We start from the raw sequence: 24,127 nt of genomic DNA on the forward strand, positions 1-24,127 counted from the left end.
TGCTTCCCCCTGAGGACAGCTCCGGCGCCTCCCTCTTTTCCCCGACCTTCTGAATCTATGCCCATGCCCATTGTCTCCGATTCTCCGCTTCCCCTTGTATATACCTATCATCCTGTCGACCCCCTGCAATTGAAGAACTGGCTTCAGGCCAGAAACTCTCTGTTTGCCGATGATCCCTACTTCTCAGCCATCCTTGAAGCAGCCGAGAGGAACAACCTGAATCCGCTGCTTCTTTTCGCCATTACCGGACAGGAGCAGGGATATGTGCCCAGGGAAAACAAGCAGGCGAAGAAAATTGCCAACAATCCCTTCAATGTGCATCACAGCTGGCAAGCGTATAACATAGGCATTGCCGACTAGGCCCATATTGCCTCCAAAACCATCCTCACCATCAGCCGCACCCGACCGGAGGATACCCATCCCAACCAGTGCTTGAACTCCCAGTGCGCGGAGGATCCCGAATGGTGGGTAGGCGTCAACTCTATTTTTGAAAAGCTGCGCCGGGAAATTTCTGCTGCGCATTGAATTTCCATTCTTCTAAGCCGTGTTTGTAAACACGACCTAAATCCCCGAATTTTCGACCAAGCCCCCGCTTCTTCTACCGGAACAGAAGTCTTACATCCCTTTTTCATGCATAGATTGTAATAACTGCTAATAGAAATGCCAGCCATCCGCAACACGCAACGGTATTGCCAGCTTACGGGCAGCGGGGCGTGTTAGGTTGTCCTTCCTTCGTAAGAGCCGATTCCAAAACCTTTGCGGCGTTGCAGTTGATTCTCCAACTTCCGATCCTCCTCATTGTGCTTGTTTGTGAGACTAACACTAAGCCATATCAGCGCATTTTTGTATTTCGAAAACAGCATTTGCTTTCACAATTCATCCATTTGGTTTATGAAAGCAATAAAAAACATTCATTTTATAGAAAAGAGGGCTCCAGCTAAGTGGAACCCTCCCGCCTGATTTCATATTTGTTAATAAATACGTAAGGAAGATGTTTTGTCGTTCCAGCCATATGGACTTAGCGATGTCTGATCCGCAGTCAATGTCAGCATGGAACCTTGAAAATTATTATCCCAATATAGTTCTACCGTCGCTCCTCCGTATATTCTCAGGGAGGTAATATCGTCGTTTCGGATCCCGGCCTCCTGGAGCTCGGCAAGCGTATAATTCCCTTTGGGCAGGCTGACCGCATATCCGCCATAGCTTCCGTCCTTGTAGAATGTCCCGCCCTGCTGCTGCCCGTATACCCCAAGTTCATAGATGCGGGCCGAGTTATCCCCGTTCCTGGCCGTACTATCCGTAACGAGCAATCGAACATATCTGCCGAATGTATTCACTTGGTGCGTGGTTGCATTGGCCTTGTTGTTCTCGACATTCACTTCGCTGGTCCAATCGGTGCCATTGTCGCTTACTTGAATTTGGTAGGCCACCGTATTGTAATCAGCATTCTCACCGCCCGCTGCGGCATGCAGTATGATAAATTGTGTGAAGTTGTGACGGACACCCAAATCCAATTGCAACCAATGTGGCTCGGCCCCAACAGAGCACCATTTGCTATTTCCAACGGTTGTTCCATCCACGGCTTTTTCCGGCGTTTCCTCGCTGCGATAGCCGTCCGCACTTACGGATGCATTTCGAGCGACATTCACGTAATCAAACAATTGCAGCTCAGACAGTTGTAGAGCGGAGCCGCCGTTGCTCGTTATCTCTAGCCGGATATATTCGAAGCCGGTGGCATTGTTGAACGTATATTCCTTCGTCTGAAAACGCAATTCAAAACTTTGATTGGATCTGGTGTCGAGAGTGACCCAATTCACGCCGTCATTCGAACCCTTGACCGTCCAATTTTTCGGATCACGAGTCGTCTTGTTGTCATTCGCTGAGGAGATGCGATACCGATTCACGACAAACTGGCTTTCGTTTGCGAATCGGAACTGAATCCACGCTGTGCCGTGAGGAGTGTAATATTTAGTTAATTTGTTGTGATCGAACGCCTTTGTTATATCCTCGCCGACCGGACTGTCTGTATATTGTGACGACGGGCTTCCGAAGTTCGTACGATCCGGGGCCGGGTCTCCTGTCAACGGTATGTCTACCACCAATTGAATCGGGTAATGATCGGAAGGATAGTGCCCGTTCTCGTTGTATCTGTTAATTTGGATCGATTGGATCTGGCGAACATTTCGTTGGAAAATCCAATCGATATGACCTGTCGTCGTAGATCCGTCGAAGTTGCTATAGGTGCCGTCATCATCCGCATAAGAGTGACCCGCATCCGCCCACGTATCATTCAGGTCTGAATTCTGAAGCGCAAGGAAGGCGTTGCTTGTTTCCTGTACGTTCAGATCTCCTCCGAGAAGCACCGGCGCGTTAGGTGAAATCGCATATTGGGCGATCCGATCCAGGATAACGGAAGCTGCCTGCTCTTGTGCGCCTTCCGTCAATCCAAAATGAGTGTTGAAGTAATTAAACTCGGCTTTATTGTTATCCTTGGACCTAAACTTGGCCCAGGTGCAAATGCGAGGCCAAGCCGTATCATACGAACTCTTGCTGCCGACGATATCCGGCGTATCGCTTAACCAGAATTGTCCCGATTCTACCACTTCGAACTTGTCCGATCGATACATGATGTTGTTGTATTCATTGGTTGTATTGCCGAAGCGCGAGATTCCAATCGAAGCGTACGGTCCGTTCAAGTGACCCAACAAGTAGTCAATCTGAAATTGATAGCCTTCCTGCATTCCCAATACGTCAGGGCCGAACGAATCGATCGCGTTGACGACCCTGTCTTTACGAACGTCCCAGGCTTGGTCGCCACTTCCCGATCCCCCGTTGCGAATATTGAAAGTCATAATCTTAAGATTGTACGGGCTCAATTCCACGGCTGTTGCTCTTGAGACTGGTTGTACGCCAAGGCCGAATCCGGTAAAGGCGACCACGATTGCCAGCATCATAATAAAACGCTTTCTTATATTTGCAAACATCATTATCACTCCTCGCTTTATAATGCAAACATAACGCAGAAGCATCATAATGAGTTCTCTGCGTTATGTTTGTCAAACTATTTAATTGAGAATCTATTTGTCAAGCATATTCAGCAGCAAGGTCACGGCTTCCGCGCGGGTCGCTGAATCGTTCGGAGCGAATATATCCCCTCCTCGTCCGCTGATGATGCCGAGCCCTGTGAGAGCCTTGACCGCCGATTTGGCCCATTGCGGAATCTTCTCGTCGTCGACGAAACCCGTATCCGTTGCCTGATCCGCCGGAAACTGAAGCGCCTTGGCGATCATGACTGCCATCTCCGATCGCGTGATAATTGTATTCGGGCGGAAATTGCCGTCCTCATAACCGCTGACGATACCAGCTTCGACGGCTTGGGCGACCGCTTTCGCCGCCCACTCACCGATCTTGTCGCGGTCCTTGAACGTTAGCACTGTGTCAGTAGTCTCCTTCTTCAGCGCATTCATCAGCATGATCGTAAACTCGGCGCGTGTGACAGACTTGTTCGGCTTGAACGTGCCATCAGGATAACCGACAACCAGCTTCTTGGCCACTGCGCTGATGATGGAGCTATTCGCCCAATGCCCTTCAATATCCGAGAATGTCGGCAATGACGGGTTCGGCTCACCATCGGCCTGCTCTATCGTCATTACCGCGAATTTAGTGAAGTGATTTACCTCGGCTGTGATACGATCTCCTTCAATCTTGCCGCCAATTTCAACCCAAACTTTTTTGGCTTCATCATAGTAGAAGATCGCAGCTCTTTGACCTGCCTTCACCGCAGTCTGATCGAACTTCAGCGAGATCGTGACCGGTTTTTTGAAGTTGCCGAAGACATTCTTCAGCATCTCGAACACATGGCTGACGATGTCACCCTGATCCGTCTTCCATTGCGCCGCATCAAGCAGCTTCTCTATTGTGATGCGCAACTCTTGTTCGGCTGCGCCTGCGGGAACCTTGACGAGAGCTGCATCTTCAAGGCCAACCTCACCGGCTTTCCCGGCAGGTATGACGATGCTGCCGCTGGTCGATTTGACAGGGTTGTCGGTGACTGGGGTGTTACCGTTATCCGAGGGTGTCGACGGTTCTGACGGTTCAGCTGGTAACACGACAGCCGGTTCTGTCCGTAGTTCGCTAACTTTGAGCGATTTACCCACACCGATTGCGAACACCTTGATGATGAAATCTTTATTGCCGTCCCAACTTGTTATTTTCCTCAAGTCGAAGGTGAATACACCCGTTTCATCAGTGTCACCTTGTATTGTGATATCTCCTCCACCTTGATGAGGTTCCGTATGAAGCTTGAGCGCCCATTTCGCCCCATCGTCCAGGCTATCAATTTTGACTCGAAGAATGGGAAGATCGGTAAGATTGTAAGACACAGGAATCCCTGCATATCCGAAACTTCTATCCTTATAGATAGTTCCGTCATAGTTCATTTCATTTACGCTAATCGTACCGACACCGTCAGTCGCTGTTACTTTGCCGTATCTTAAGTCCGTCCAATCCGAAACATCGGAAAAATCCTCGATTTGCAAAGGTTGAACACCAGCTGTCGGCAACATGTCCTTGGAGTACGCTGTGGATTGGAATCCGAGAATCCGGGTGTACACGAGGATCGCTGTCGCTCCACTTGGTACCGTTTTTTTGTCAAAAGTGTAATTTACGTCTTCCATGTTGCCCACCGGAATTGTTGCGATTGGAACCTCTGACAGTTTCCCGCTTGCATTTCCCCAAAATAGGGCGTATTCCTGGTCGTCAACGGGGTTATTCGTTGGCGTGATGGTTATTTTGCCGCTTACCAAATGGTCCGACGAAACAGCAGCTGCCAGATACGGCAAGCCAAGTTCCTCATTCGCCAATTCGTAGATCGGCTTGGAAGGATTCGATTGGGCGGATTCGCCGACCGCATTTACAGCTGACACAGTAAACGTGTATTCGCCATCCTTATCCAGCCCTGTGACGGAAATTGGGCTTGCGTCTCCCTTCTCCGTCTTGATGGGAATGCCGCCCTGCAATACGGTAACCTTATAATTCAGAATGTCACTTCCTCCATCATCCCTGGATGGAACGAAGAGCACTTTGGCCGATCCCTCATCAGAGGCCGCATATACGTCGTGGGGCGCACCAGGAACAGTTGCCCCCACGCGGCCGGTTAATGGAATTTCCACGACCAATTCAACTGGATAATGATCGGAAGGATAGATACCACCTTCATTGTAATGATTAATCTTGATCGATTGAATCTTGTTTACATTGCGTTCGAAAATCCAATCGATGTGTCCCTCGTTAAGTAAGCCTTCAAAATTACCGTAGGTGCCGTCATCCGTATAGGAGTGCCCCGCTTTCGCCCAGGTATCGTTGAGGCTGGAATTCTCAAGCAATCTAAAAGCGGCGTTGTCTGTGTCAGCATTTAAATCTCCCCCCAGAAATACGGGTACATCTGGCGAGTCCACAATTTGGTCCATCTGATCCAGAATTACGGAGGAACCTTGCTTCTTAGCCTCATCTTTCGTTGAGAAATGGGTGTTAAAGTAATAAAACTCAGCTTGCGGGTTATCTATTGCCTTGAACTTAGCCCAGGTGGCTATACGAGGAAATTGCGGATCAAATAAGCTCTTACTGCCCACAAGATTCGGTGTATCGCTTAACCAGAATGTTCCCGAATCCACCACTTCGAATTTGTCAGAACGATACAAAATGTTATTATATTCTTCTTCCGTATTGCCATAGCGCGAGACTCCAATTGAGGCATACTGTTCGTCCAAGTTATTGATCAAATAATTAATAAGTTCGTTATGGGCTTCCTGCATGCCAAACACGTCTGGAGCAAAATCATTAATGATTTTGGTAAATATTCTTTTGCGAGTGTTCCATAATTCTGCATCAACACCTGATCCGTCCTTGATATTGAACGTCATTAAATTCAGTTTGTACGTTGGAATCGGTGCCGCGATTGCCACCGCTGAATAATCACTCTCTCCTTCAGCGTTCTTAGCCTTTACCGCGAATACGTATTCCTTGCCGATCGTTAGGCCTGTCGCCGTGAACGCAGCGTCCGTCACGTCTATTCCAACGCGCTCCCAATCAGCAGGATTCTCCGGTGCAGCCGAGCTCTCATATTGGTATACATCGTAACGATCCGCTACCCCGTAACCACCCGCATCTACGATATTATTCCATGACAAGGCCGCCCATGAATTCCCGACCGATGCAACGAGGTCGTTGGGTGCCGCCGGTGCTGATGCTGGCTCCGCCCACAGTTCGCTGACTCTGAAGGACTTGTTTCCTGTGCCGCTCGGATACACGAGTCTGATTGTGAAGTTTTTTAAACCAGCCATCCCCCATGACTGATCTACCTTACGTAGATCGAAGGCAAATTCGCCGGTTTTGACAGTGTCAGTTACTACCGTTAATTCCCCGTCACTTGTTTTAAGTTTTAGTGCCCATGTTATTCCTTCGTCAACGCTGTCCATCTTAAGACGAAGGATTGGAAGATCGGTAACGTTGTAGGTCACCGGAATTCCTACATTCCCCCACTTATCCTCCGTATGGGTGATCACCCCAACACCGTCAATTTCCTCAATTGTACCCCTTGTCAAGTCCGTCCATTTTGAAACATCGCCATCGCTAAAGTCTTCCAGCTGCAGCGGCACAATCTCACCTGAGGAATCTTCCGATGCAGGTATCACGATCGCAGTCCCGGAAAAATCGCTTTCACCTAGTTCGTTCGCAGCCTTTATCGCGAATGTGTAGCTTGTACCATTCGTAAGTCCTGTCACGGTGTACGTAGGATCTGTCACGTCTGTTCCTACAAGATTCCAATCAGCGGGATCCACCGGTGCAACCGCGCCTTCATATTGGTATACATTGTAACTGACCGTACCTGCCGAAGCATTCCATGACAAGGTCGCCGATGTATCACCGGCTACTGCAATGAGGCCGCTTGGCGTCGATGGCACTCCTGGCTCCGCCCAAAGTTCGCTGATACGGAACGATTTGTCCTTCGTATTACTCCCGAACATCAGTCTTATTTCGAAGTTCTTTTCACCGCTCCAGTTCTTTGTATACTCATTTTTCCTCAAATCGAAGGTAATTTCGCCAGTTTTATTCGTATCGCCTTGTATCGTTTTATCTCCGTCGCCTGCATTCAGCTTTAATGCCCACAGACCTCCCTCGTCAACGCTGTCAATCTTAAGCCGAAGGATGGGTAGCTCAGAGACATTGTAGATCACCGATTTCGCTGAATATCCATAACTGTTACTATTGGGGGTCATCACCCCAACACCATCGATCACTTCAAATGTACCACGACCTTTGTAGACGTCCGTCCAATCTGAAACATCGATGAAGTCCTCAAGCAGCAAAGGCGCAATATCACCTGAGGAACCCTCCGCCGCTTCTGCCCTAGGGGCATATATACCAAGACCCAATCCCGCAAATACCAACAAACCTGTTAGAAACCAGATAAAGCGCTTTCTTATCTTAAAACCCGCCATTAATCCATTCACTCCCTTAACACAATTATTGTTTGCCTTATAAGGTTAGCAAGCGCTTGCAATATAGGTCAATTTCGAAAACTGGATACGGCTTTAAATGTGCCGTATCCTGCTTTCAAAATCCGGCATTCGCTTTCACTTTTAAGCATAGTGAAACAAATTGGGCAACAAGGGCTTTCGTCAAACAATGGGAGGAATTCATTCATGAAGGGCACTTTAAGCCGACTCATCCGATATAAAGCATTCAAGAAAATCGTGATCTCTTATTTTGTCCTCATCCTTATTTCCATAAGCTTGCTGTCCGGCGTGCTGTTCTCCCTATTCTCTGCCAGCGTCATCAAGGAGATCGATCGCAATGCCAGACTGTTGGAGCCTGGGTATCCCCGCTTGCGGAAGATACATCGATGCAGTCGGCGTCGGAGAACACACCGCTTCCGCACCGATCTCTCCAAATTGAACATTGGAGTAGAATGCCCATGACCCGGAGAGGGAGCCGCCCAAATTGTTTCCTTCCGCATGGACAACCGAGAAGGCGTCATATTCCCCCGCTTCGATCCGGGTATAGGCATCCTTGGGCTCGTTGCCGATCCTGGTGTCATAGATGCCGGGCGAGGCATAGAAAGGCATCCAGCACATCCGACGGGGAGGCAACCGTCCGACCCGCCGCTAGCTTGAATTTGAACAGTTGATTTTGCGTCAGATTTTCCGGAGAGATAGATTTATAGGAGGAGACCGAAGCCGTCGGACCGTTAAACGGCGAATTGGTGGACCTCTGCGTCCAGCCGCCTCTCCGGATTCCTAGTAGATGCGCAGGGTGTAGGTGGTGGTGTATCCGGCGGAATCCTTCACATACAGCAGGATGGGATTATCCCCCTTCCGCCAGTTGGAACTGAAGCACGCTGTGCCCCTGGGTCTGGTACTGGAGCACCAGCTCATCGGCCTTTTGCTTGACCTGAATGGAACAGAAGGTTTGAATTTAGTCTGAGCTTTGGTGGTTAATGATTGAAAAACAAGGAGACAAGCCACTTTTCACCTGTCCCCCTGTTTTTCCTGATGCCATTCTCCAGGCTTCCCGCTGCCGCCAGTTATTTCAGTTCAGGAGATAAGTACGGATGGCCTGGGCCACCCCATCCTCTTCATTGGTGCCGGTTACGGCGTCGGCAGCCTGCTTTACTGCCTCCTGGGCATTGCCCATGGCGATGCCCAGTCCTGCCGCCCGGAGCATTTCCAGATCATTCAGGCTGTCGCCGCAGGCCGCCACCTCCTCCATGCGGATGTCAAGCAAGCGGCATACCTCCCGCAGGCCGTTGGCTTTATTGATCCCCAGCGGGTTCACCTCAATATTGCGCGGACTGGAGTTGGTCAGCTCATACCGGCCTGTTTCGGCCAGAATGTCCCGGATTTGCGCAAGCACGGCAGGATCATCCGAATGAAGACCGAACTTCAGCCACGGATCATCAGCGGGGCGGCGCACATGCCCGGGCCAGTTTCGGGTAGTAAACACGTCATTCACCGTATAGGCCCAATACCGGCAATGCCGCCCGGAGGCCAAAGCATAAAGCTCGGCTACCCACTCATCCTGAAGCACATGCCGCATCATAATTTTCCCCGGAGCAGACCATACCTCGCTGCCGTTAAGGGTTACCAACGGGGAGTTCAGACCCAGCTTGCGGATATACCCCTCAATGCTCTGAACCTCCCGGCCTGTGGCGAACATGACGGTGATTCCGCTTGCGACGGCCTGCCCGATCCATTGGCAGGTGGTGTCGGTAATTTCATGGGCGGCATTCAGCACCGTTCCATCCATATCAAGAGCAAGCAGCTTGTACGCTGACAATATAACCACTCCACTACATCTTAATTTCCGCGTGCCGCACATGGGAGTCGGCGCGAACCGCCAGCTTCGAGATCCGCTGCTTCCATTCCGTCTGTTTATTGGACAGGATGAAATGAAGCTGCACCGTGCCCTCCTCCAGCATGTTCATCTTCAGGGATTTGACACGGACTCCCTCATCCCGGAAAAAGTCCAGAAAGATTCCCGGATTTCCTTCCTTCGCAAGGGTGACCGTGTAGGCTTCTGTTTTGTTGGAGGCGAACAGCCGCTTCTCCAGCCTGGGCAATACCAGGAGGCTGACCAGCACGCAGACGAGGGTAAGCAATGCCCCGTAATAAAACCCTGCCCCGACGGCGATGCCCATAGCGGCCACCACCCACAGGGAGGCGGCGGTGGTCAGGCCAGAGATGGCATTGCCGTTGCGCATGATGGTGCCTGCCCCCAAAAAGCCAATCCCGCTGATAATCTGCGCAGCAATGCGGCCAGGGTCCATCCGCACACTGGGTTCATCGACAAACTGGCTAAACCCGTAGATGGAGATCAGGGTGATAAGCGTAGAGCCCAGGCAGACCAGAATATGGGTGCGGAACCCGGCGTGATGCTGCCCCCGCTCCCGCTCCAATCCCACAAGACCACCAACCAGGAGAGCCATCCCAATGCGGATGCTGATTTCCATATAGTCAATTTGCCATACACCAAGACCGGCCATTAGCTCCTTCACCTGCCTTACACGATCTTTCCATGTCCCGCAAACGGATAGTCGATGGTGAGCCTTCCCGTTTGGCAATCTCCGATGCCGCTGTAAAGATCGGCCTTGCCGTCCGCCCGCATAACAATGCCGGAGGTAAACGCGCAATCCGCCAGATTCGGCTTTTTGGCCGGTCCGGGGGGATAGCAGGTGCGGGTTCCAATCAGGCGCAGGTCTTTTGCCAACCGTGTCTGCGGATCGAATACCAAGGACATATTCATATACACCTTCAGCTCGCCGCCGTCCTCATCCCGGTCCCTGTAGCAAATATGACCAATAATTCCAATGTTACCACTGTCCAGCAGGTAAGCCTGGTTGACTCCACCCCATTCGCCATGGCCAAAAATGTCGGAGATGTATGGAGCTTGGGCAATTGTCTCCGATGTCAGCTCATCCAGGCTGTTGATCACCGTAAAGCCGATCATGGATTCGCTTCCGTACTTCCCCTTCACCTCCTCCCCCCGCGGCCGGGAGAAGACCCCGATCCGCCCGTCGGCCAGCTGCACCAGGCGGATGTCCTTCATCTTCCTGGGTCCAGTGGCAAAATATCTTAAATCCTGCAAATCCGGACCGCGGAAGAAATATCCGAAATAGGTGCTGACTTTTCCCGCCTCATACTGGACACTGGTTCCGCCAAGAACAACCTCATGATTGATGATGCTGACAAAAGGGTCCTCCAGGGTATAAATCATGCTGTCCGGCACCAGCGTCCATTCATCCTTGCCCGTTTCCTCAAACAGACGCACCCAGGACCGGGCCCACTCCTCACGGCGCTCCACCCTTCCAAACAAAAAGCGTTTGCCGTTCCACTGAAAAGGAATAGAGCAATTATAGACATCAAAACCATCCACACCGCGGAAGGCAAGCAGCGCACTTTCATAAATATGTTTGTTCAGCTCAAATGCAGCTCTTCGTTCAAGCAGACTCATTTCTGTTCACTCCCGTATGTGATATTTCCAGCCTGTTCCGGCCCGGCCTTATTTCCCTTGTGTGGCCTGATACTCCTTGAATTGCCGCTGGTATTCGGCCACTACCTTGTCAAGCCCCGCCTTCTTCATCTTATCAAGGGCAGCCGGGAAGGCTTTGTCATATTCCAGAACCCCCATGTAAATGGGAACAATGCTGGCTGCGGCTTCCGAGGCGATATTGGTGTATTCTGTCCGCACGCTGGTGGGATCAAATACAAAGTTGGCGGCGATGCTGTTCACGGCCTTGGTATTGGCCTCATACAGAACCTTGTTATTCTCGGGAATGCTGTTCTCCAGATCGAAGCGCATGAAGTTCACATTGCCGTTTTGGGATTCTGATCCCTTGTAGCCGGGTTTATTGTTGTTGGCCGGATCATTGATGGCCTTCATGCCCTTGTCCCCGTCCTTGGTATAATGCTTGCCTTCAATCCCATACTGGAACAGGTCGTAATTCTCCTGGCTGGCCAAAATCCAGTCCATAAGCTGGATAGCCTCCTCCGGATGTTTGCTGTTCACCGGCACGGCATTGCCGTTCTTGAAAGTCAGCGGCCGCAAATATACCTTCTCCGGGTTAAACCAGACGACTCCGATATCGTTCACGGTGGCATCGGGATTATTCTTCTTCAATGCGCTTAAGCTGCCGCCTGTGCCAAGATTGATAAACCAGTCCCCGTTGTCAAGCTGGGCCTTGACCTGCTCCTGCTTCAGGACGAGAATATCCGGATTGGTAATGCCTTTGGTGTACAGCTTGCGCAGGAATTCCGCATCCTTCTTAAACTCCTCCGTCTCAATCCACGATTTCACTGTACCGTTTTGATTCACATAGAAAAACTTGTCCTTGACTGTAAACGGAAACGTATCATAGGTCCGGTGCAAAATCGTGGTATGCAGGCTGACCGGATCAAAGTCCGCCTTGGTGGTAAAATACGGCTTGGTGCTTCCCTTCCAGTTCTTCATGACGATTTCCGAGACACTGATCAGCTCATCCGGAGTGGTGGGTTCCTTCAGGTTGTTCTGCTTCAGAATATCCCGGCGGATGTTGAATTCTCCCTCGCTGGCCATCTCCACCCAATAAGAGGGTACGGCATAATACTTGCCATTAATTTGGGCCCCGTCGAAAATGTCATCCGGAATATGCTTTTTCAGATTCTTCCCGTATTTCTCAATGGCTCCGGTAATATCGGCCAAGGCGCCGCGGTTGTAGTAGCTGGAGAAGGGGGTGCGGTCCTGCATAATATGAAACAGGTCGAAATCCTCGCCGGTGGAAAGCATCAGATTAAGCTTCTGATCCCAGGCGTCGCTGGGAATATACACCTTCTCCAGCTCAATATTCAGCCCGTCCGCCTGCAGCTTCTTGTTAATGGCAGCCATGACTTCCTTGTAATCCTTGGGCTCTGTGCCGGGCGCAATGTACTTCAGCTTGACCGGCTGGGCCGGTTTTGCGGTGGCGCCGTTTGAATTTGCAGCGGATGACGGCTGGGCCGTCCCCTCCTGGACCTTGTCGGATGTTTTCGCGCTGCATCCGGCAATGGAGCTGGCTGCAAGAAGACCGGCAAGGGCAAGAGTGAAGCTTTTTCTCATGTGGATCGACTCCTTTTCTCATCTATATATAAACCCGAATGGGATTTATATTATATCAACCTTTTACCGAACCGATTACAAGGCCCTTCACAAAATACTTTTGCAAATAGGGGTAAAAGAAGACGATGGGACCGATGGTAACTACAGCAGTAGCCATTTTCACCGATTCCGCCGGAAGGGTAACATCATCCGCTCCGGCCAGCATGGTCATTTCGTTCAGCATACTGATCTCGGATTTCAGCCGCAGCAGCATAAATTGCAGTGGGTACAGACTCTTGTCGTCAATGAGCATAATGGCGTTCCACCAGTTGTTCCAATAATCCAGCCCGTAAAAAAGGGCAATGGTGGCCAGAACCGGCGTGCTGAGGGGAAAGTAAATCCGGAAGGCAATCGCCAGATCATTGGCCCCGTCGATGGTAGCGGATTCCCGCAGGGAATCGGGAACGCCCCCCATAAAATTGCGCACCAGAAACAGATTAAACGGACTGAACAGAAGGGAAGGAATGATCAGCGCCAGAATATTGTTGGTAAGCCCCAGGGAACGGTTCATTAAGTACCACGGAACAATGCCCGCGCTGAAGATCATGGTGATGAAAAAATAAAGGGCCAGCCCATTGCGGTACCGCACACTTTTATTGGCCAGCGTGTAGCCGGCCATAGCCGTAATCAGAACCGCCGCTACTGTCCCCGCAAGGGTGACAAAAATGGAGATCAGATAACTGCGCATTACCTGTGATCCGCCGGTAAAAATGACCTGGTATGCATATAAGGAAAAGTTCTCCGGAAAAAGGCTGTATCCGTTGCGCAAAATGGCATCCTCGTCCGTTATGGAAATTATCAGGACAAGAAGCATGGGAAGAAGGCATAAGGCCGAATAAACGGCAACGCATACATACATGACTGCTCTGCTGACGGAAAGCTTTCTCACTTTCATTCCTCCTTCAATAAAGGGCGCCGTCCTTGAAGAACGTGCGGGTGATCCAGTTGGTGCCGAAGACCAAGATGAAACCGACTGCGGATTGGAACAATCCCACAGCCATGGCCTCCGAAGGATCGCCGACCTGCCTCAAGGAGCGGAATACATAGGTGTCAATGATATCCGTTGTGGGATAGAGAGTGCCGTTATCTCCCACCAACGCGTAAATCATTCCGAAATCCCCATACATAATCTTGCCGATGGACAGCAGCATCAGAATCACCACGGTAGGCATCATCAGCGGGATGGTAATCCGCAAGCACATCTGCCAGCGATTTGCCCCGTCGATCTGCGCCGCCTCATACAAGGTATCATCAATCCCGGTGATGGTGGCCAGATAGATCACGGCGCTCATTCCCGCTCCTTTCCACACATGCATCACAGTCAGAATCACCGGCCACACCCCAGGCTGGGTATACCAGTTAACGGCGTCCAGATGGAGCTTGACCAGTAGTTGGTTGACAATCCCCATATCCATGGAAAAAAACGCGTACAGCACATAGCTGATAACAATCCAGGAGATAAAGTTGGGAAAAAGCATAATCGATTGGCTGAGCTTCACAAAAAGCTTCTTGCGCAGCTCATTCAGGACCAGCGCGATGGTCAGTGCCGTCAACGTGCCGAAGAAGATAAAAAGCATATTCAGAAATATGGTATTGAAGGTAACAGTAAAGGCTTTGTTGGAGCGGAAGAAAAATTCGAAGTTCTTCAACCCCACCCATTCACTGTTCCATATTCCTTTTTTGTAATTGAACCGCTGAAAGGCAATCATCATGTAGGGATAGGTCATATATCCGAAAATAAAGGTGTACAGCATGGCCGGGAACACCAGCACATACGATGTTGGATTTTTCAGGATATCGGATAAAAGCCCCTTCCTCCGGCGAAGATGTGTATTCACGCTCAAGTCCTCCCATTCAAATGTCGTGCAGCCGTGTTGTTCGCTGTGAAGCTAACTTTACGGCATCTCCAAGCCTTTTGTATATTTCAAATCCCGGCTTTTGCTTTCATAATGCGGCTGCCAGCTTGCAGGGCGCGGGAATATCGATAACCAGCTGCACCGGATAATGGTCGGAGGGGTACTTCCCCTGTTGGTGATACCGGTTGATTTCGATGGAACGGATTCCAAGGGCATTTCTCTGAAATATCCAATCAATATGCTCCTTATCGGGGGAGCCTTCAAAGTGGTGGACGGTTCCGTCCCCGTCAAAGGGGCGGCCTGCGCCGGTCCAGGTATCCTGCAAGCCGGTGCCTTCGATTCGCCTGAATAAAGGATGGGTTTCCTCCAGATTGAAATCGCCGCCAAGAAAAACCGGAATCTGCGGGGAGGAGACAATCTGGCCGATCCTCTCCAGGATGACATGGACCCCTTGGACCTTGGCCTCCTCCGCCAGCCCAAGATGCGTATTAAAGTAATAGAAGGCGGGGGCTGAAGTATCATTAAGCAGCGCAAATTGGGCCCAGGTACAGATTCGCGGATATTTGGCTTCGCTGCGGCTCTTGCTGCCTGCGGTATCCGGCGTATCGCTGAGCCAGAATTGCCCCCATTCCAATACCTGATATTTGTCCGCACGATACAGAATGTTGTTGTATTCATCCTCCGTATTCCCGTAGCGGGATACGCCAATGGATTGATAGGAAGGGCCCAGCCCGGCAAGAAGGTCTTGAATCTGGCTTTCATATCCCTCCTGCAGCCCTGCCAGATCAGGTCCGAAGGAGCGGATGGCCCGGACGGCCAGCCTCCTGCGTTTATCCCAGCCCGCATCTCCCAAGCCTGAAGGGTTGCGGATGTTAAAGGTCATCAGCTTTACCTGCAAAGCGCCTGCATTCATGTTTATCCCTCCGGTTTATCGCAGTTCCCCCTCATCATAGGCGGCGCCTCCGGGACTGTCTATTTTAAAAACCGGCTTTCCCCTTCAGATTGTGGCCAAGGGGTTTCAAAATGGGGGAATCGCTTTCATTTTTCGGCAATCGGGTATCGGTTTTAGTGAATATGCCCTATAGTATAAGTACCATTCCAGCAGCAAGTGGGAGGAAAACCGCCATGAGACGCATCCTGGGCCGCCTGATCCGCTACAAAAGCTTTCAAAAGCTGGCCATTTCTTATTTCCTGCTCGTTCTGCTTACCTTGAGCGTGCTTTCGACTGTGCTGTTTTCCCTCTTTTCCAACAGCGCCGTGAAGGAAATTGACCGCAACTCCAAAATCATGCTGGCCCAAATCAGCTATGCCTCCGATGTGGTGTACAATCAGGTCATGACCATCGGCAACGCCCTGATCACCGAACCCCAGATGATTTCCTTTCTGAATGCCGCCCAAGAAGACAAAACGCAAAATTATTCGGTTTTCAGGCAGCTTGCCCAGATCAAAAACGCCTATCCCTCCTTGTACAGCATCGGCCTCTACCGTCCTTCCACAGGAACCAATGTGGATACGTCAGGCTTGCCTTTTGACAAGTCCCTTTACGGAATCAGCGCCAAGCAGTATATGGAGTTCTATCCTCGGGAGCTGACCGCCAGCGGCATCAACAACAATCAACCGGTCAAGCTTCTGACCTTTCTGCTTTTTCCCGATTATTCGCTGCGTTCCTCGGCCAATCCACTGATCTATATCAATGTGGAAGAGAATACCATTCTGAATACCATCAACAAAATTGACAAGGGAAACTCCATGAACAATGTGTTTGTTATGAATCAGGAGGGGCGTGTGCTGTCCCATACCGATTCCAATCTGTTTATGAAGGATCTTTCCGCCCAGCGGTATATCCAGCAGATTCTTCTGGAGAACAAACCCGAGCACAGCTTCCAAACCACCATCGAAAACGAAAGGCATCTGGTTACTTATGTAAAATCCGCCTCGATGAATTGGTATTTTGTCAGCGTCACTCCCTACAAGAAGATGATCTCCAACATCCGCGAGCTGCGGACGGTCACTCTGATTACGGCCGCGGGGTTGGTTCTGGCCGGATTCCTGCTTTCCATCCTGCTGACAAGGAATATGTATAAGCCCATGTCCTCCCTGTTTGATCTTGTAAAGCCCCGGTCGGCGCCCTCATCCTCCCCGGTCATTGACGAGTATCAGGTGCTGACAGAGATGTTCCTTTCCCTGGAGGAAAATGAACGCTCCATGCAGTTTGTGATCAACCGTTCCGCGCGGACGCTCCGGGAGCATTATTTGCAGGCGCTGCTGAAGGGCAGCACCCGGAACATGGACGCGCCGGAGGAAATCATCGCCATGATTGACAAACAACTGACCGGACCTTATTTTTACACCGTGGTGTTTAAAATGGACGATATGAGCGGAATGGCAGACCGGAGCGGCACCGAGCAGTCCTTGCTCCGGTTTGCCCTCTGCAATATTGCCAAGGAAATTCTGGAGCACTACGGCGCTTCCGACATTCTGATTACGGAAGAGAATGAATCGGTTGCCGTCATCCAGAGCAGCTCCGGCGAGCTTCCGGCCGGGCTGAAGGATGCCCTGCGGTCTGTCCAGCATTTCATGAGCCGCTACTTCAAATTGACGGTTTCCGCCGGCATCGGGGACCGGTTCAGCGGACGGAGAAATATCCAGTATTCCTATTCCTCCGCGCTGCAGTATGTCAAGTACCGGATGATTTACGGAAAGGAATCCATTCTCGATCAGGGGGAAATCCGCTCCCATTTCATGACGGTGCTGAACTATCCCACTGCCGCCGAGAAAAAACTGACCGAGCTGATCCAGTCGGGAAAGCCGGAGGACATCCAAGAGCAGGTGGAGCATTTTGTCCGGCATGTTTCGGCGGCAACCTGCAATCAGGCTGTCACCTATTGCCTGCAGCTTCTCCTGTCGCAGTATAAGCATTTTGAATACCTGGGAACCAATGAGGCTTCCTTCTTTAACAAATATCTGGATGCGGCGGCCGCCATTGAAGCGGCGGAGAGTCTGGAGGAGATTACGGGGATTATTCAGGAGTTCTGCTTCGGCATCCGCAGCTTGATCCGGGAGAAAAGCCAGTGGCTCAATGCCCAGAAGCATAACAGTGTAATTGAAACGGTCCAGGCATATGTCCATGACCATTATGCCGAAGCTAATCTGTCGCTGGAGACGGTTTCCCAATTCGCAGGCCTGTCCTCCAGCTACCTGGGCAAGCTGTTCAAGAGCACGATGGGCATGTCCTTCAGCGAATATCTGAGCCATACCCGCCTGGAGAAAGCTCGAGATCTGCTCCTGACTACCGAGGAAACGGCGTTCAGGATCAGCGAATCGGTGGGCATGTACAATGTTTCCTACTTCACTACCCTGTTCAAAAAGAAATATGGCGTCACCCCCTCCATGTACCGGGAGCAAGCCGCTCTAAAACGAATCATCGGCAGCGAAAGGGATTTGTCAGGAGAGTGAGTTGTCTCGCTTCAGTTTCCCGTAGATCGTAAGCGTCAAACCTAATAACCCACCTTCCAACGAGATCCATCATCCTGCATATCTCGTCGCGAAAGGGTGGATTCTGTTTATGGAAAGCTCGTTACAAAACCAATGGACCGAACGAATTGCCGCCGATCAAGCCAGCGGGTTAACGATGAAAGTCTGGTGCGAAGCCCAGAATCTCACAGTGCATCAATTGAAATACTGGCTGTACAAAGCCCAACGTTAAGGGAAGACCTCACCGTTTTTTCGCTCGGTTACGCTCACGGAGAACGTAAACACCACCACCTGTCTGTTTAATCAACGGGCTGTTGCCCATCCTTAACGTCAGTGTGACGCTGTTAACCCTAAGATCAATATTAGGCAGCGCGGCCGTCACCTTAGCGGGAGATGTTACCTTGAACGCCGGGGATGTCATCGGACTGTTTTATGATGCCGACGGATTAACCCTAACCCTTAATCTGGGCGGCGGCGCAAGCAGCGGCATTGTTTGGTCCATCCACCAGATCACGTAAATTCTGAAGCAGCCAGCCGGTTCTACAAATACGGATAATCAACAAGAGGCTATTCCAAAAGTCACGAAGGTGACGGAGGAATAGCCTCTCCCTTTGCATACCGTTTGCCAATGTCCATTATGGATTGGGTTTATTCATCGTAAAGGCTTATTGCAAAAATGTACATAAACGGATTATCCGGCAGCCGTATGCTTTGGACAGGCTGGTCTCGCCGAAGGTTAACGGCATATTGCCAAACAGCGGTGGACTGCTCCATAAGGATATCCTGCCGGTGGTGATAGGGCATGAGAATAGCCAGCTGCTCTCCATAGGGATACTCGTTGTTCGGAAACTTATCATGGTCGTACCAGTCCAACAGGTACAGTCTTTTTTGCTCCGAGCTTCCATCCGTATAAGTAACCGTCATCTCCTCGCTAAAGCTGCCGTTAACAGCCAATCCCAATACCGAAAGCCTTCCATACCCGTCCGCCGGATCAAGATGAATCGTCTGCTCCTCACAGCAGACCACATCCTCGCGGCCAGCATCCGTTACCGGAAACTGGAATGAAACCCGGTTAAGCTCCACCGGCACCCCGTTGGGCAGGACGGGACCGGGCAGACTGGAGAAGCTTTGGTCCATCCTGATGTCCATATCGAGAGGTGGCCAGTTTACAATTTTCCAATTGAAATAGGGGGTTAGATCAACGTGATAAACGCAAATGCCAGCTGCTTTAGTCAAGCTGCCTCATCCTCCCAACCAGTCTCTCCATCTCATCGGCACATTGCCCCTCCAGATCAATGATCAGACGCAGCTTATCCTCAAACTTTGCCGGATCATACTGGGTCTTAATCTTGGTCAGCATAAGATGGTTCCGCAGTGTATTCCATGCACTGATGGTCTTATCGAATAGAAGGTTTAATTCTGAGGCATCCATCCCATAGTGGGGGCTCCGTTTGTCCTGCTGGATAAAGGTCAAAAATTCGATGAACATAAGCCGGGAATCGGTCAAGCTCTTCAATTGCTTGTACCACGAATCCACATAAAACGCCCCATATTCCCGAAGCTCCAGCATATCCTTCATAAACTGGATAATTCCATAAATGCCTGTCGGAACCTCCCCGTCCTTCGTTCCACGGATTCTGGATACACATTTCTCCACCTGGCTGGCCGCAAGACCGGCGGGCGGTACGAATTCATCCGGTTTCTCCAGTTCAAAGGCGTGTTTGCCATTGGAAATGAACGAAGCGTTGAAGGTGTTAAAATCAAACCAGCCTACGAATTCCGTAGGAAACAAGTCCACCAGATAGATCTGATTGGTGGCAGCATCATAGTCAGTGGCAACAATGAAGTGGGGTTCACGTGTCTTCCTGTGGCTGGCCGACCAGGGAATGTACCAGCCGTCAATAACCACAATAAGACAACGGTCCGGGCCGCGTTTGATTGTAAGCAGATCGATCAGATCCTGATTGGTGTAAGTGGTCTGGGGCTTCTTCAAAATCTTGTCGATGCTATCCTGCAACGGGTAGCGGATGGGTGAGGAGTTGGTAAACAGACCAATGGGCGAAAAATAATAAAAGGACCAGCTGTCGGAAAACAACCACTGGTAGGGAATGTCCACCGATGCGTAAAAAGCGCTGACCAGTGTCTCATAGCATTGCAGCACCTGATTACCATGATGGTACTTCTTGGGTATTCTCAATTCCAGAGCTTGGATCATGTCCCTTTAAGCCTCCTCATGTGGTGAAACCATTGCCGGCTCCCCGATTAAACATATAAAAGGATGACGCTTGCCGCTTATGGGGTGTGGAGGAATTTGACTGACCGCTTCCACTTGAAGGTCCAGCTTATCTACAAGCAGGCACTGCTTAAGCTGAAGTGCCAGCTTCTCTCCGATTTCCCGCCGCTTATCCTCATCCAGATGTGCGGCTACCAGCCGAAGCCGAAAGGAGGTGTAATCCTCCTGAACCATCTGGTACTGGCGCATGCCGATCTCTTCAGACAGCTGCTTATAGAAGCGGTCCAGATATCGGAGCACCGAAGGGCTCAGCACTCTGCCGGGAAGCCTGATTTGGGAGCCCCGGAACGGCAGCAGCTCAAGGGTTAACGAACCCTTCTTTTCGTCGCGGATTAGCCTTCCCATATCCCCTGTCCGGTACCGGACAAAAGGCATGTGCTTCAGCACCAGAGAGGTGACCACAAGCTCGCCGTATTCACAGGGGAGCACCGGATGTCCATTGTCCGGGTCCACCGCTTCCACGTACACATGCTCCTGGTCCACCTCCAGCTTCCCCTCCCTGTTGGTGAATGCAATCATCCACAGCTCTTCCATGCCGTAGTAGTCCACCAGTGGAACCCCGAAGGCCTCCTCAATAACACGGCGGTCGGAATCATAAATATGCTCACCCCAGCTTTGCACAAAGCGCAGATTTGAGGGGATAGCCAGCCTCCGCTCCTGGAAGTGGCCCACCAGCTCGGCCAGAATGGAGCTTCTTCCCTGTATCATGTCAGGAGAGGTCCTGACGATTTCCTGAGCATACTTGGCAAGCATCTTGGGATGTATGCCTGCGGAGTTTCCAACCAGTACACTGTGGTAGCGAAGCGGCAGCCCCCAACTCATTCGCTTTCTTTGAATAGCCAGGGATAGGGCCATCAGCTCGCTTCTCGTTTTGAGACAGCGGAAGGGTTCTCCGGTGCTGCCGGAGGTGTAGGACTCTACTACATCGGGATCTGAAGCTGCTGGCACAAACAGCTCCCGGTGCCGGTTCATCATGCGTTTGTCCATAAGAGGAAGCGACATAAAGTCCGCTGACCCGCTGCAGTAATTCTTATAGAAGGGATGCTTCTGAAGAAGCACGGCTGCCAGCTCCTGAAGTTTTGGTTCAGCCTGGTCAATCATCCTTCAGTCTCTCCTGTACAAATTCCAGCACCGTCCCCACAGAGAAAAACAGCTCAGGACGGATATCCTCCACCTCCAGTCTAATAGGAAAACGGTCTTCCAACGATGCCAGGAGCTCCATAAACTGGATGGAGTCCAACCCCAGGTCAAGGGTCAGACGGCTATCCACCGTAATTTTCTCCCGGGGGAGCTTGCTGATGGCTGATAATAGTTCCATAATCGGTTCTTCAACGGATTCCACCTTCGGACACAATCCTCTCACACTCCATGGCCCAGATTCGTAGTGCAGCTCGGTCCAGTTTGCCGGAATTGGTAATGGGCAAGCCGGAGACGATGCGAATTTCCTTGGGACGGTACATAGGACTCATTGTGCTGCGTACGTAAGCAGACAGCTCCTCACAGAGCTCCCCTGCCTCAACGGCACTTCCGCCCGCCTGTTCAATAAAGGCAACCAGGCGTTCCCCCTCCTCCGCCGTGTAGGAGGTAACCCCAACACTTCCGACAGCAGGATGTGTGGCTAGCACAGCTTCAATTTGTTCCGGATAAACCGTATGGCCTCCTGCATTCAGTGCGGTATCGCCACGGCCTGCCACATACAGGAAACCCTCCCGATCCTTGCAGCCCAGGTCCCGGGTCCGCAAGCCCTGCGGAGTCAATGTCTCCCTTGTACGTTCAGGCATATTGTAGTAACCAAGCATCACGTTAGGCCCGGAGACAAAGATTTCCCCCTGCTCTTCCGGGTCAGCCTCCCCGCCATCCGGCCTACGCACCGTAATCTCAACCCCCGGCACCGGAATCCCTGCCGAACCCGGCCTTAACCACAGCTCTTCAGCTGGCAGATAAGAAACCCGCGGAGAAGCCTCCGTAAGACCATAGGATGGCATAATATCCACCCAGGGAATACGTTGTTTCAGTTCAAGGAGCGTATCCGGCGGTACCGCTCCGCCTACGATAATCATCCTCTCCAGAGTGGCCAGATCCTCTTTTTTCCATAGGGAGGATTTCATCCATGGGACAACAGCAGAAGGCACTGTGCACAGAAAGGTAATCCCGTGGGCCTTGACCAGGCGAATCAGCTCCAGCGGATGCAGGACGCCGTCGAACAAGAACAGATCCGCCCCCCTATCCAACGCCAGCAGCCATTCACCGGTAATGGTCGAGCTGTACCCGAAGGACTTGGTGAGAAGGACACGGTCATCGGCCGTGAGACGAATATAGTCCTGAATGGACCGGACATTGGACAGCATGTTGCAGTCGCTGAGCATGATTCCCTTGGGTTTGCCAGTAGAACCCGAGGACATGAAGATAACCGAGGCCTCCGGCGGAGGCGAGTAGCTCCGCGTATGCACGGAACGCAGGCCGTTTGGATGGAGACGCTGCACAATTCCGCATTCCCCGTCCATAACGGCTGCGGGATAAGATACGTTCCCATCCAGGGTATCGCTGCGGTTGAACGCGGAAATGCGTTCACCCGGGACAATGGCCAGCTCCGCCTCCAGAAACCGGCACAGCTCCCGGACTTCCTCCTTGGTTGCCCGCGGATGTACGGGTACAGCAATTCCGCCTGCCAGGAGAACCGCCATTAAGGCTTGCAAATAGCCGGGAGACTGCTCCATCCAGATAACGGCCAGAAAGGTCCCGGTGCAATCCCGCTCCTCCTGCAGAATTTCGGATAAAGCAAGGGCTCCAGCATACATATCCGAATAATCCATCCGGATAAGCTTGCCTCCCTCCGAATACCAGACCCCTCTGCCGCTTCTGGCAGTTTCTCTGAACCATGAGCCCCATTTCCTGTCCATAGCTAAGCTCATCCCTCTCCCGTTCCTGCTGTCATTCAGAAGCTCTCATTCCGTCATATGCAGGTGTTCGTTCAAGCTCTCGCAACCATTCCCGTTCTTCCTTCAAATAATAAAACGGCCGTTCCCCAAACCATTCCATGGATAGCCCATGACCAACTTGGAGCTCCGACAAGTGTCGAAGCAGCGGCTTATAGGAGATGGCCCCTTCCCCTAATGCCACAATTCCCTGCCGGGAGCCAAAGGGGGAATACACATTATTCGGCTCAAATACCGGCAGATAGGACGCTGCCGTAATATTCTTCAGATGGAGATGATACACGTCATCCTGCAAGGCGTCATAAGCCTCCAAGGGCGGTGTGCCGCTCTCCCAGAGATGCAGAATATCCAGGTTAACTCTCATATTCGGCATATCTACCTTCTGCAGCAGCCATTCGGTGGACTCCAGCGTATCCGCTAAGGTATCGGGATGGGTCTCAACGACCAGAACCATATCCTCCTTCATAAGCCCTTCCGCTGCCCGCTGAAGCATCCGGCAGGTGCGCTCCTTATACTCCTCCGGTGCTGCGGCGCTGGCCTTGCCTCCCGCAAACACCCGAATATGACGCGTCCGGAACAATAGTCCCAATTGCAGCCATTCATCAAGCTTACGGTCCAATTCCTTCCTATCAGCCTCCTCCGCACACCGGACGGCCTCCTGCGTAGGGCCGCCTTCAGCTACCCGCAGGTAATCGCTGATCATGTTAATGGACAGCCCGCAGGCATACAGCTCCTCCACAAGAGCTGCCGCGCGTTCCCGGGAGGCTTGCGCCATAGAGCGGGCATGAACCCCCCACAGCTCAATTCCCTGATAGCCCGTATCCTTGGCAAAACGGATCAGATCGCCAAAGCCGGCCAGCTCGTGCCGGAATGAAATGGTACACAGATAGCAGTTCATC

General features: G+C 51.4%; 20 protein-coding genes. 4 read left to right on the forward strand and 16 right to left on the reverse strand.

What is annotated here, in order from left to right; all coding sequences use genetic code 11:
- Positions 1 to 63: 63 nt before the first annotated feature.
- Positions 64 to 360, forward strand: a complete 297-nt coding sequence (locus ACI1P1_RS09110; protein WP_416216060.1) for a hypothetical protein — start codon at positions 64 to 66, stop codon at positions 358 to 360.
- 611 nt (positions 361 to 971) lie between these two features.
- On the opposite strand, the gene ACI1P1_RS09115 is transcribed toward ACI1P1_RS09110, so the two are convergent.
- From ACI1P1_RS09115 to ACI1P1_RS09125, 3 genes are all read right to left on the reverse strand, one after another.
- Positions 972 to 2,987, reverse strand: coding sequence for a discoidin domain-containing protein (locus ACI1P1_RS09115; protein WP_416216061.1), 2,016 nt, complete (start codon positions 2,985 to 2,987; stop codon positions 972 to 974).
- Positions 2,988 to 3,077: 90 nt separating this feature from the next.
- The gene (locus tag ACI1P1_RS09120) at positions 3,078 to 7,499 is read right to left on the reverse strand and encodes an S-layer homology domain-containing protein (RefSeq protein WP_416216062.1); all 4,422 of its coding nucleotides are present in this window, start codon (positions 7,497 to 7,499) and stop codon (positions 3,078 to 3,080) included.
- 318 nt (positions 7,500 to 7,817) lie between these two features.
- Positions 7,818 to 8,126, reverse strand: coding sequence for a carbohydrate-binding protein (locus tag ACI1P1_RS09125; RefSeq protein ID WP_416216063.1), 309 nt, complete (start codon positions 8,124 to 8,126; stop codon positions 7,818 to 7,820).
- A gap of 196 nt (positions 8,127 to 8,322) precedes the next feature.
- Between ACI1P1_RS09125 and ACI1P1_RS09130 the strand changes: the two genes are divergently transcribed.
- Complete coding sequence (locus ACI1P1_RS09130; RefSeq protein ID WP_416216064.1) at positions 8,323 to 8,484, forward strand: hypothetical protein; 162 nt, start codon at positions 8,323 to 8,325, stop codon at positions 8,482 to 8,484.
- A gap of 105 nt (positions 8,485 to 8,589) precedes the next feature.
- On the opposite strand, the gene ACI1P1_RS09135 is transcribed toward ACI1P1_RS09130, so the two are convergent.
- From ACI1P1_RS09135 to ACI1P1_RS09165, 7 genes are all read right to left on the reverse strand, one after another.
- Positions 8,590 to 9,336 (reverse strand): Cof-type HAD-IIB family hydrolase, encoded by a 747-nt coding sequence (locus tag ACI1P1_RS09135; protein ID WP_416216065.1) that lies wholly within the window; start codon positions 9,334 to 9,336, stop codon positions 8,590 to 8,592.
- 13 nt (positions 9,337 to 9,349) lie between these two features.
- On the reverse strand, positions 9,350 to 10,042 hold the full coding sequence (locus ACI1P1_RS09140; RefSeq protein WP_416216066.1) for an MgtC/SapB family protein: 693 nt from the start codon (positions 10,040 to 10,042) through the stop codon (positions 9,350 to 9,352).
- 17 nt (positions 10,043 to 10,059) lie between these two features.
- Positions 10,060 to 11,010: an MTP-1 family protein gene (locus ACI1P1_RS09145; protein WP_416216067.1), complete on the reverse strand. Its 951-nt coding sequence runs from the start codon at positions 11,008 to 11,010 to the stop codon at positions 10,060 to 10,062.
- Positions 11,011 to 11,058: 48 nt separating this feature from the next.
- Positions 11,059 to 12,630, reverse strand: coding sequence for an extracellular solute-binding protein (locus ACI1P1_RS09150; protein WP_416216068.1), 1,572 nt, complete (start codon positions 12,628 to 12,630; stop codon positions 11,059 to 11,061).
- 55 nt (positions 12,631 to 12,685) lie between these two features.
- Complete coding sequence (locus ACI1P1_RS09155; protein ID WP_416216069.1) at positions 12,686 to 13,558, reverse strand: carbohydrate ABC transporter permease; 873 nt, start codon at positions 13,556 to 13,558, stop codon at positions 12,686 to 12,688.
- 13 nt (positions 13,559 to 13,571) lie between these two features.
- On the reverse strand, positions 13,572 to 14,507 hold the full coding sequence (locus ACI1P1_RS09160) for an ABC transporter permease (protein WP_258525441.1): 936 nt from the start codon (positions 14,505 to 14,507) through the stop codon (positions 13,572 to 13,574).
- Positions 14,508 to 14,613: 106 nt separating this feature from the next.
- Complete coding sequence (locus ACI1P1_RS09165; protein ID WP_416216070.1) at positions 14,614 to 15,438, reverse strand: endonuclease/exonuclease/phosphatase family protein; 825 nt, start codon at positions 15,436 to 15,438, stop codon at positions 14,614 to 14,616.
- Between the two features lie 212 nt (positions 15,439 to 15,650).
- On the opposite strand from ACI1P1_RS09165, the gene ACI1P1_RS09170 reads away from it, so the two are divergent.
- The gene (locus tag ACI1P1_RS09170) at positions 15,651 to 17,981 is read left to right on the forward strand and encodes a helix-turn-helix domain-containing protein (RefSeq protein WP_416216071.1); all 2,331 of its coding nucleotides are present in this window, start codon (positions 15,651 to 15,653) and stop codon (positions 17,979 to 17,981) included.
- Positions 17,982 to 18,090: 109 nt separating this feature from the next.
- Positions 18,091 to 18,231, forward strand: coding sequence for an IS66 family insertion sequence element accessory protein TnpA (gene tnpA, locus ACI1P1_RS09175; RefSeq protein WP_416216072.1), 141 nt, complete (start codon positions 18,091 to 18,093; stop codon positions 18,229 to 18,231).
- 416 nt (positions 18,232 to 18,647) lie between these two features.
- Here the strand turns inward: tnpA and ACI1P1_RS09180 are convergent, their stop codons facing one another.
- From ACI1P1_RS09180 to ACI1P1_RS09205, 6 genes are read right to left on the reverse strand one after another with little or no spacing between them, the layout of a single operon-like run.
- Positions 18,648 to 19,235 carry a hypothetical protein gene (locus ACI1P1_RS09180; protein ID WP_416216073.1) on the reverse strand — a complete coding sequence of 196 codons (588 nt, stop codon included), beginning with the start codon at positions 19,233 to 19,235 and terminating at the stop codon, positions 18,648 to 18,650.
- The gene (locus ACI1P1_RS09185) at positions 19,228 to 20,214 is read right to left on the reverse strand and encodes a hypothetical protein (RefSeq protein ID WP_416216074.1); all 987 of its coding nucleotides are present in this window, start codon (positions 20,212 to 20,214) and stop codon (positions 19,228 to 19,230) included. The genes ACI1P1_RS09180 and ACI1P1_RS09185 overlap by 8 nt, the downstream gene beginning before the upstream one ends.
- A gap of 6 nt (positions 20,215 to 20,220) precedes the next feature.
- Positions 20,221 to 21,393, reverse strand: coding sequence for an AMP-binding protein (locus ACI1P1_RS09190; RefSeq protein WP_416216075.1), 1,173 nt, complete (start codon positions 21,391 to 21,393; stop codon positions 20,221 to 20,223).
- Positions 21,386 to 21,610, reverse strand: a complete 225-nt coding sequence (locus ACI1P1_RS09195) for an acyl carrier protein (protein WP_416216076.1) — start codon at positions 21,608 to 21,610, stop codon at positions 21,386 to 21,388. Before ACI1P1_RS09195 ends, ACI1P1_RS09190 begins: the two co-directional genes overlap by 8 nt.
- 10 nt (positions 21,611 to 21,620) lie before the next feature.
- On the reverse strand, positions 21,621 to 23,192 hold the full coding sequence (locus ACI1P1_RS09200) for a class I adenylate-forming enzyme family protein (protein ID WP_416216077.1): 1,572 nt from the start codon (positions 23,190 to 23,192) through the stop codon (positions 21,621 to 21,623).
- Positions 23,193 to 23,223: 31 nt separating this feature from the next.
- A complete protein-coding gene (locus tag ACI1P1_RS09205; RefSeq protein ID WP_416216078.1) occupies positions 23,224 to 24,126 on the reverse strand; it encodes a sugar phosphate isomerase/epimerase family protein in 903 nt (300 codons plus the stop codon).
- Between the last annotated feature and the right edge of the window lies 1 nt (position 24,127).

This window comes from Paenibacillus mesotrionivorans (assembly GCF_046098205.1).
Lineage (GTDB): Bacteria > Bacillota > Bacilli > Paenibacillales > NBRC-103111 > Paenibacillus_AR > Paenibacillus_AR mesotrionivorans.

What these genes read in the sequence shown, in the direction of transcription:
- ACI1P1_RS09110 (WP_416216060.1), top strand. Translation starts at nt 64, where the DNA reads ATGCCCATTGTCTCCGATTCTCCGCTTCCCCTTGTATATACCTATCAT.
- ACI1P1_RS09115 (WP_416216061.1), bottom strand. Translation starts at nt 2,987, where the DNA reads ATGATGTTTGCAAATATAAGAAAGCGTTTTATTATGATGCTGGCAATC.
- ACI1P1_RS09120 (WP_416216062.1), bottom strand. Translation starts at nt 7,499, where the DNA reads ATGGCGGGTTTTAAGATAAGAAAGCGCTTTATCTGGTTTCTAACAGGT.
- ACI1P1_RS09125 (WP_416216063.1), bottom strand. Translation starts at nt 8,126, where the DNA reads ATGCCTTTCTATGCCTCGCCCGGCATCTATGACACCAGGATCGGCAAC.
- ACI1P1_RS09140 (WP_416216066.1), bottom strand. Translation starts at nt 10,042, where the DNA reads ATGGCCGGTCTTGGTGTATGGCAAATTGACTATATGGAAATCAGCATC.
- ACI1P1_RS09145 (WP_416216067.1), bottom strand. Translation starts at nt 11,010, where the DNA reads ATGAGTCTGCTTGAACGAAGAGCTGCATTTGAGCTGAACAAACATATT.
- ACI1P1_RS09150 (WP_416216068.1), bottom strand. Translation starts at nt 12,630, where the DNA reads ATGAGAAAAAGCTTCACTCTTGCCCTTGCCGGTCTTCTTGCAGCCAGC.
- ACI1P1_RS09165 (WP_416216070.1), bottom strand. Translation starts at nt 15,438, where the DNA reads ATGAATGCAGGCGCTTTGCAGGTAAAGCTGATGACCTTTAACATCCGC.
- ACI1P1_RS09170 (WP_416216071.1), top strand. Translation starts at nt 15,651, where the DNA reads ATGAGACGCATCCTGGGCCGCCTGATCCGCTACAAAAGCTTTCAAAAG.
- tnpA (WP_416216072.1), top strand. Translation starts at nt 18,091, where the DNA reads ATGGAAAGCTCGTTACAAAACCAATGGACCGAACGAATTGCCGCCGAT.
- ACI1P1_RS09185 (WP_416216074.1), bottom strand. Translation starts at nt 20,214, where the DNA reads ATGATCCAAGCTCTGGAATTGAGAATACCCAAGAAGTACCATCATGGT.
- ACI1P1_RS09190 (WP_416216075.1), bottom strand. Translation starts at nt 21,393, where the DNA reads ATGATTGACCAGGCTGAACCAAAACTTCAGGAGCTGGCAGCCGTGCTT.
- ACI1P1_RS09195 (WP_416216076.1), bottom strand. Translation starts at nt 21,610, where the DNA reads ATGGAACTATTATCAGCCATCAGCAAGCTCCCCCGGGAGAAAATTACG.
- ACI1P1_RS09200 (WP_416216077.1), bottom strand. Translation starts at nt 23,192, where the DNA reads ATGGACAGGAAATGGGGCTCATGGTTCAGAGAAACTGCCAGAAGCGGC.
- ACI1P1_RS09205 (WP_416216078.1), bottom strand. Translation starts at nt 24,126, where the DNA reads ATGAACTGCTATCTGTGTACCATTTCATTCCGGCACGAGCTGGCCGGC.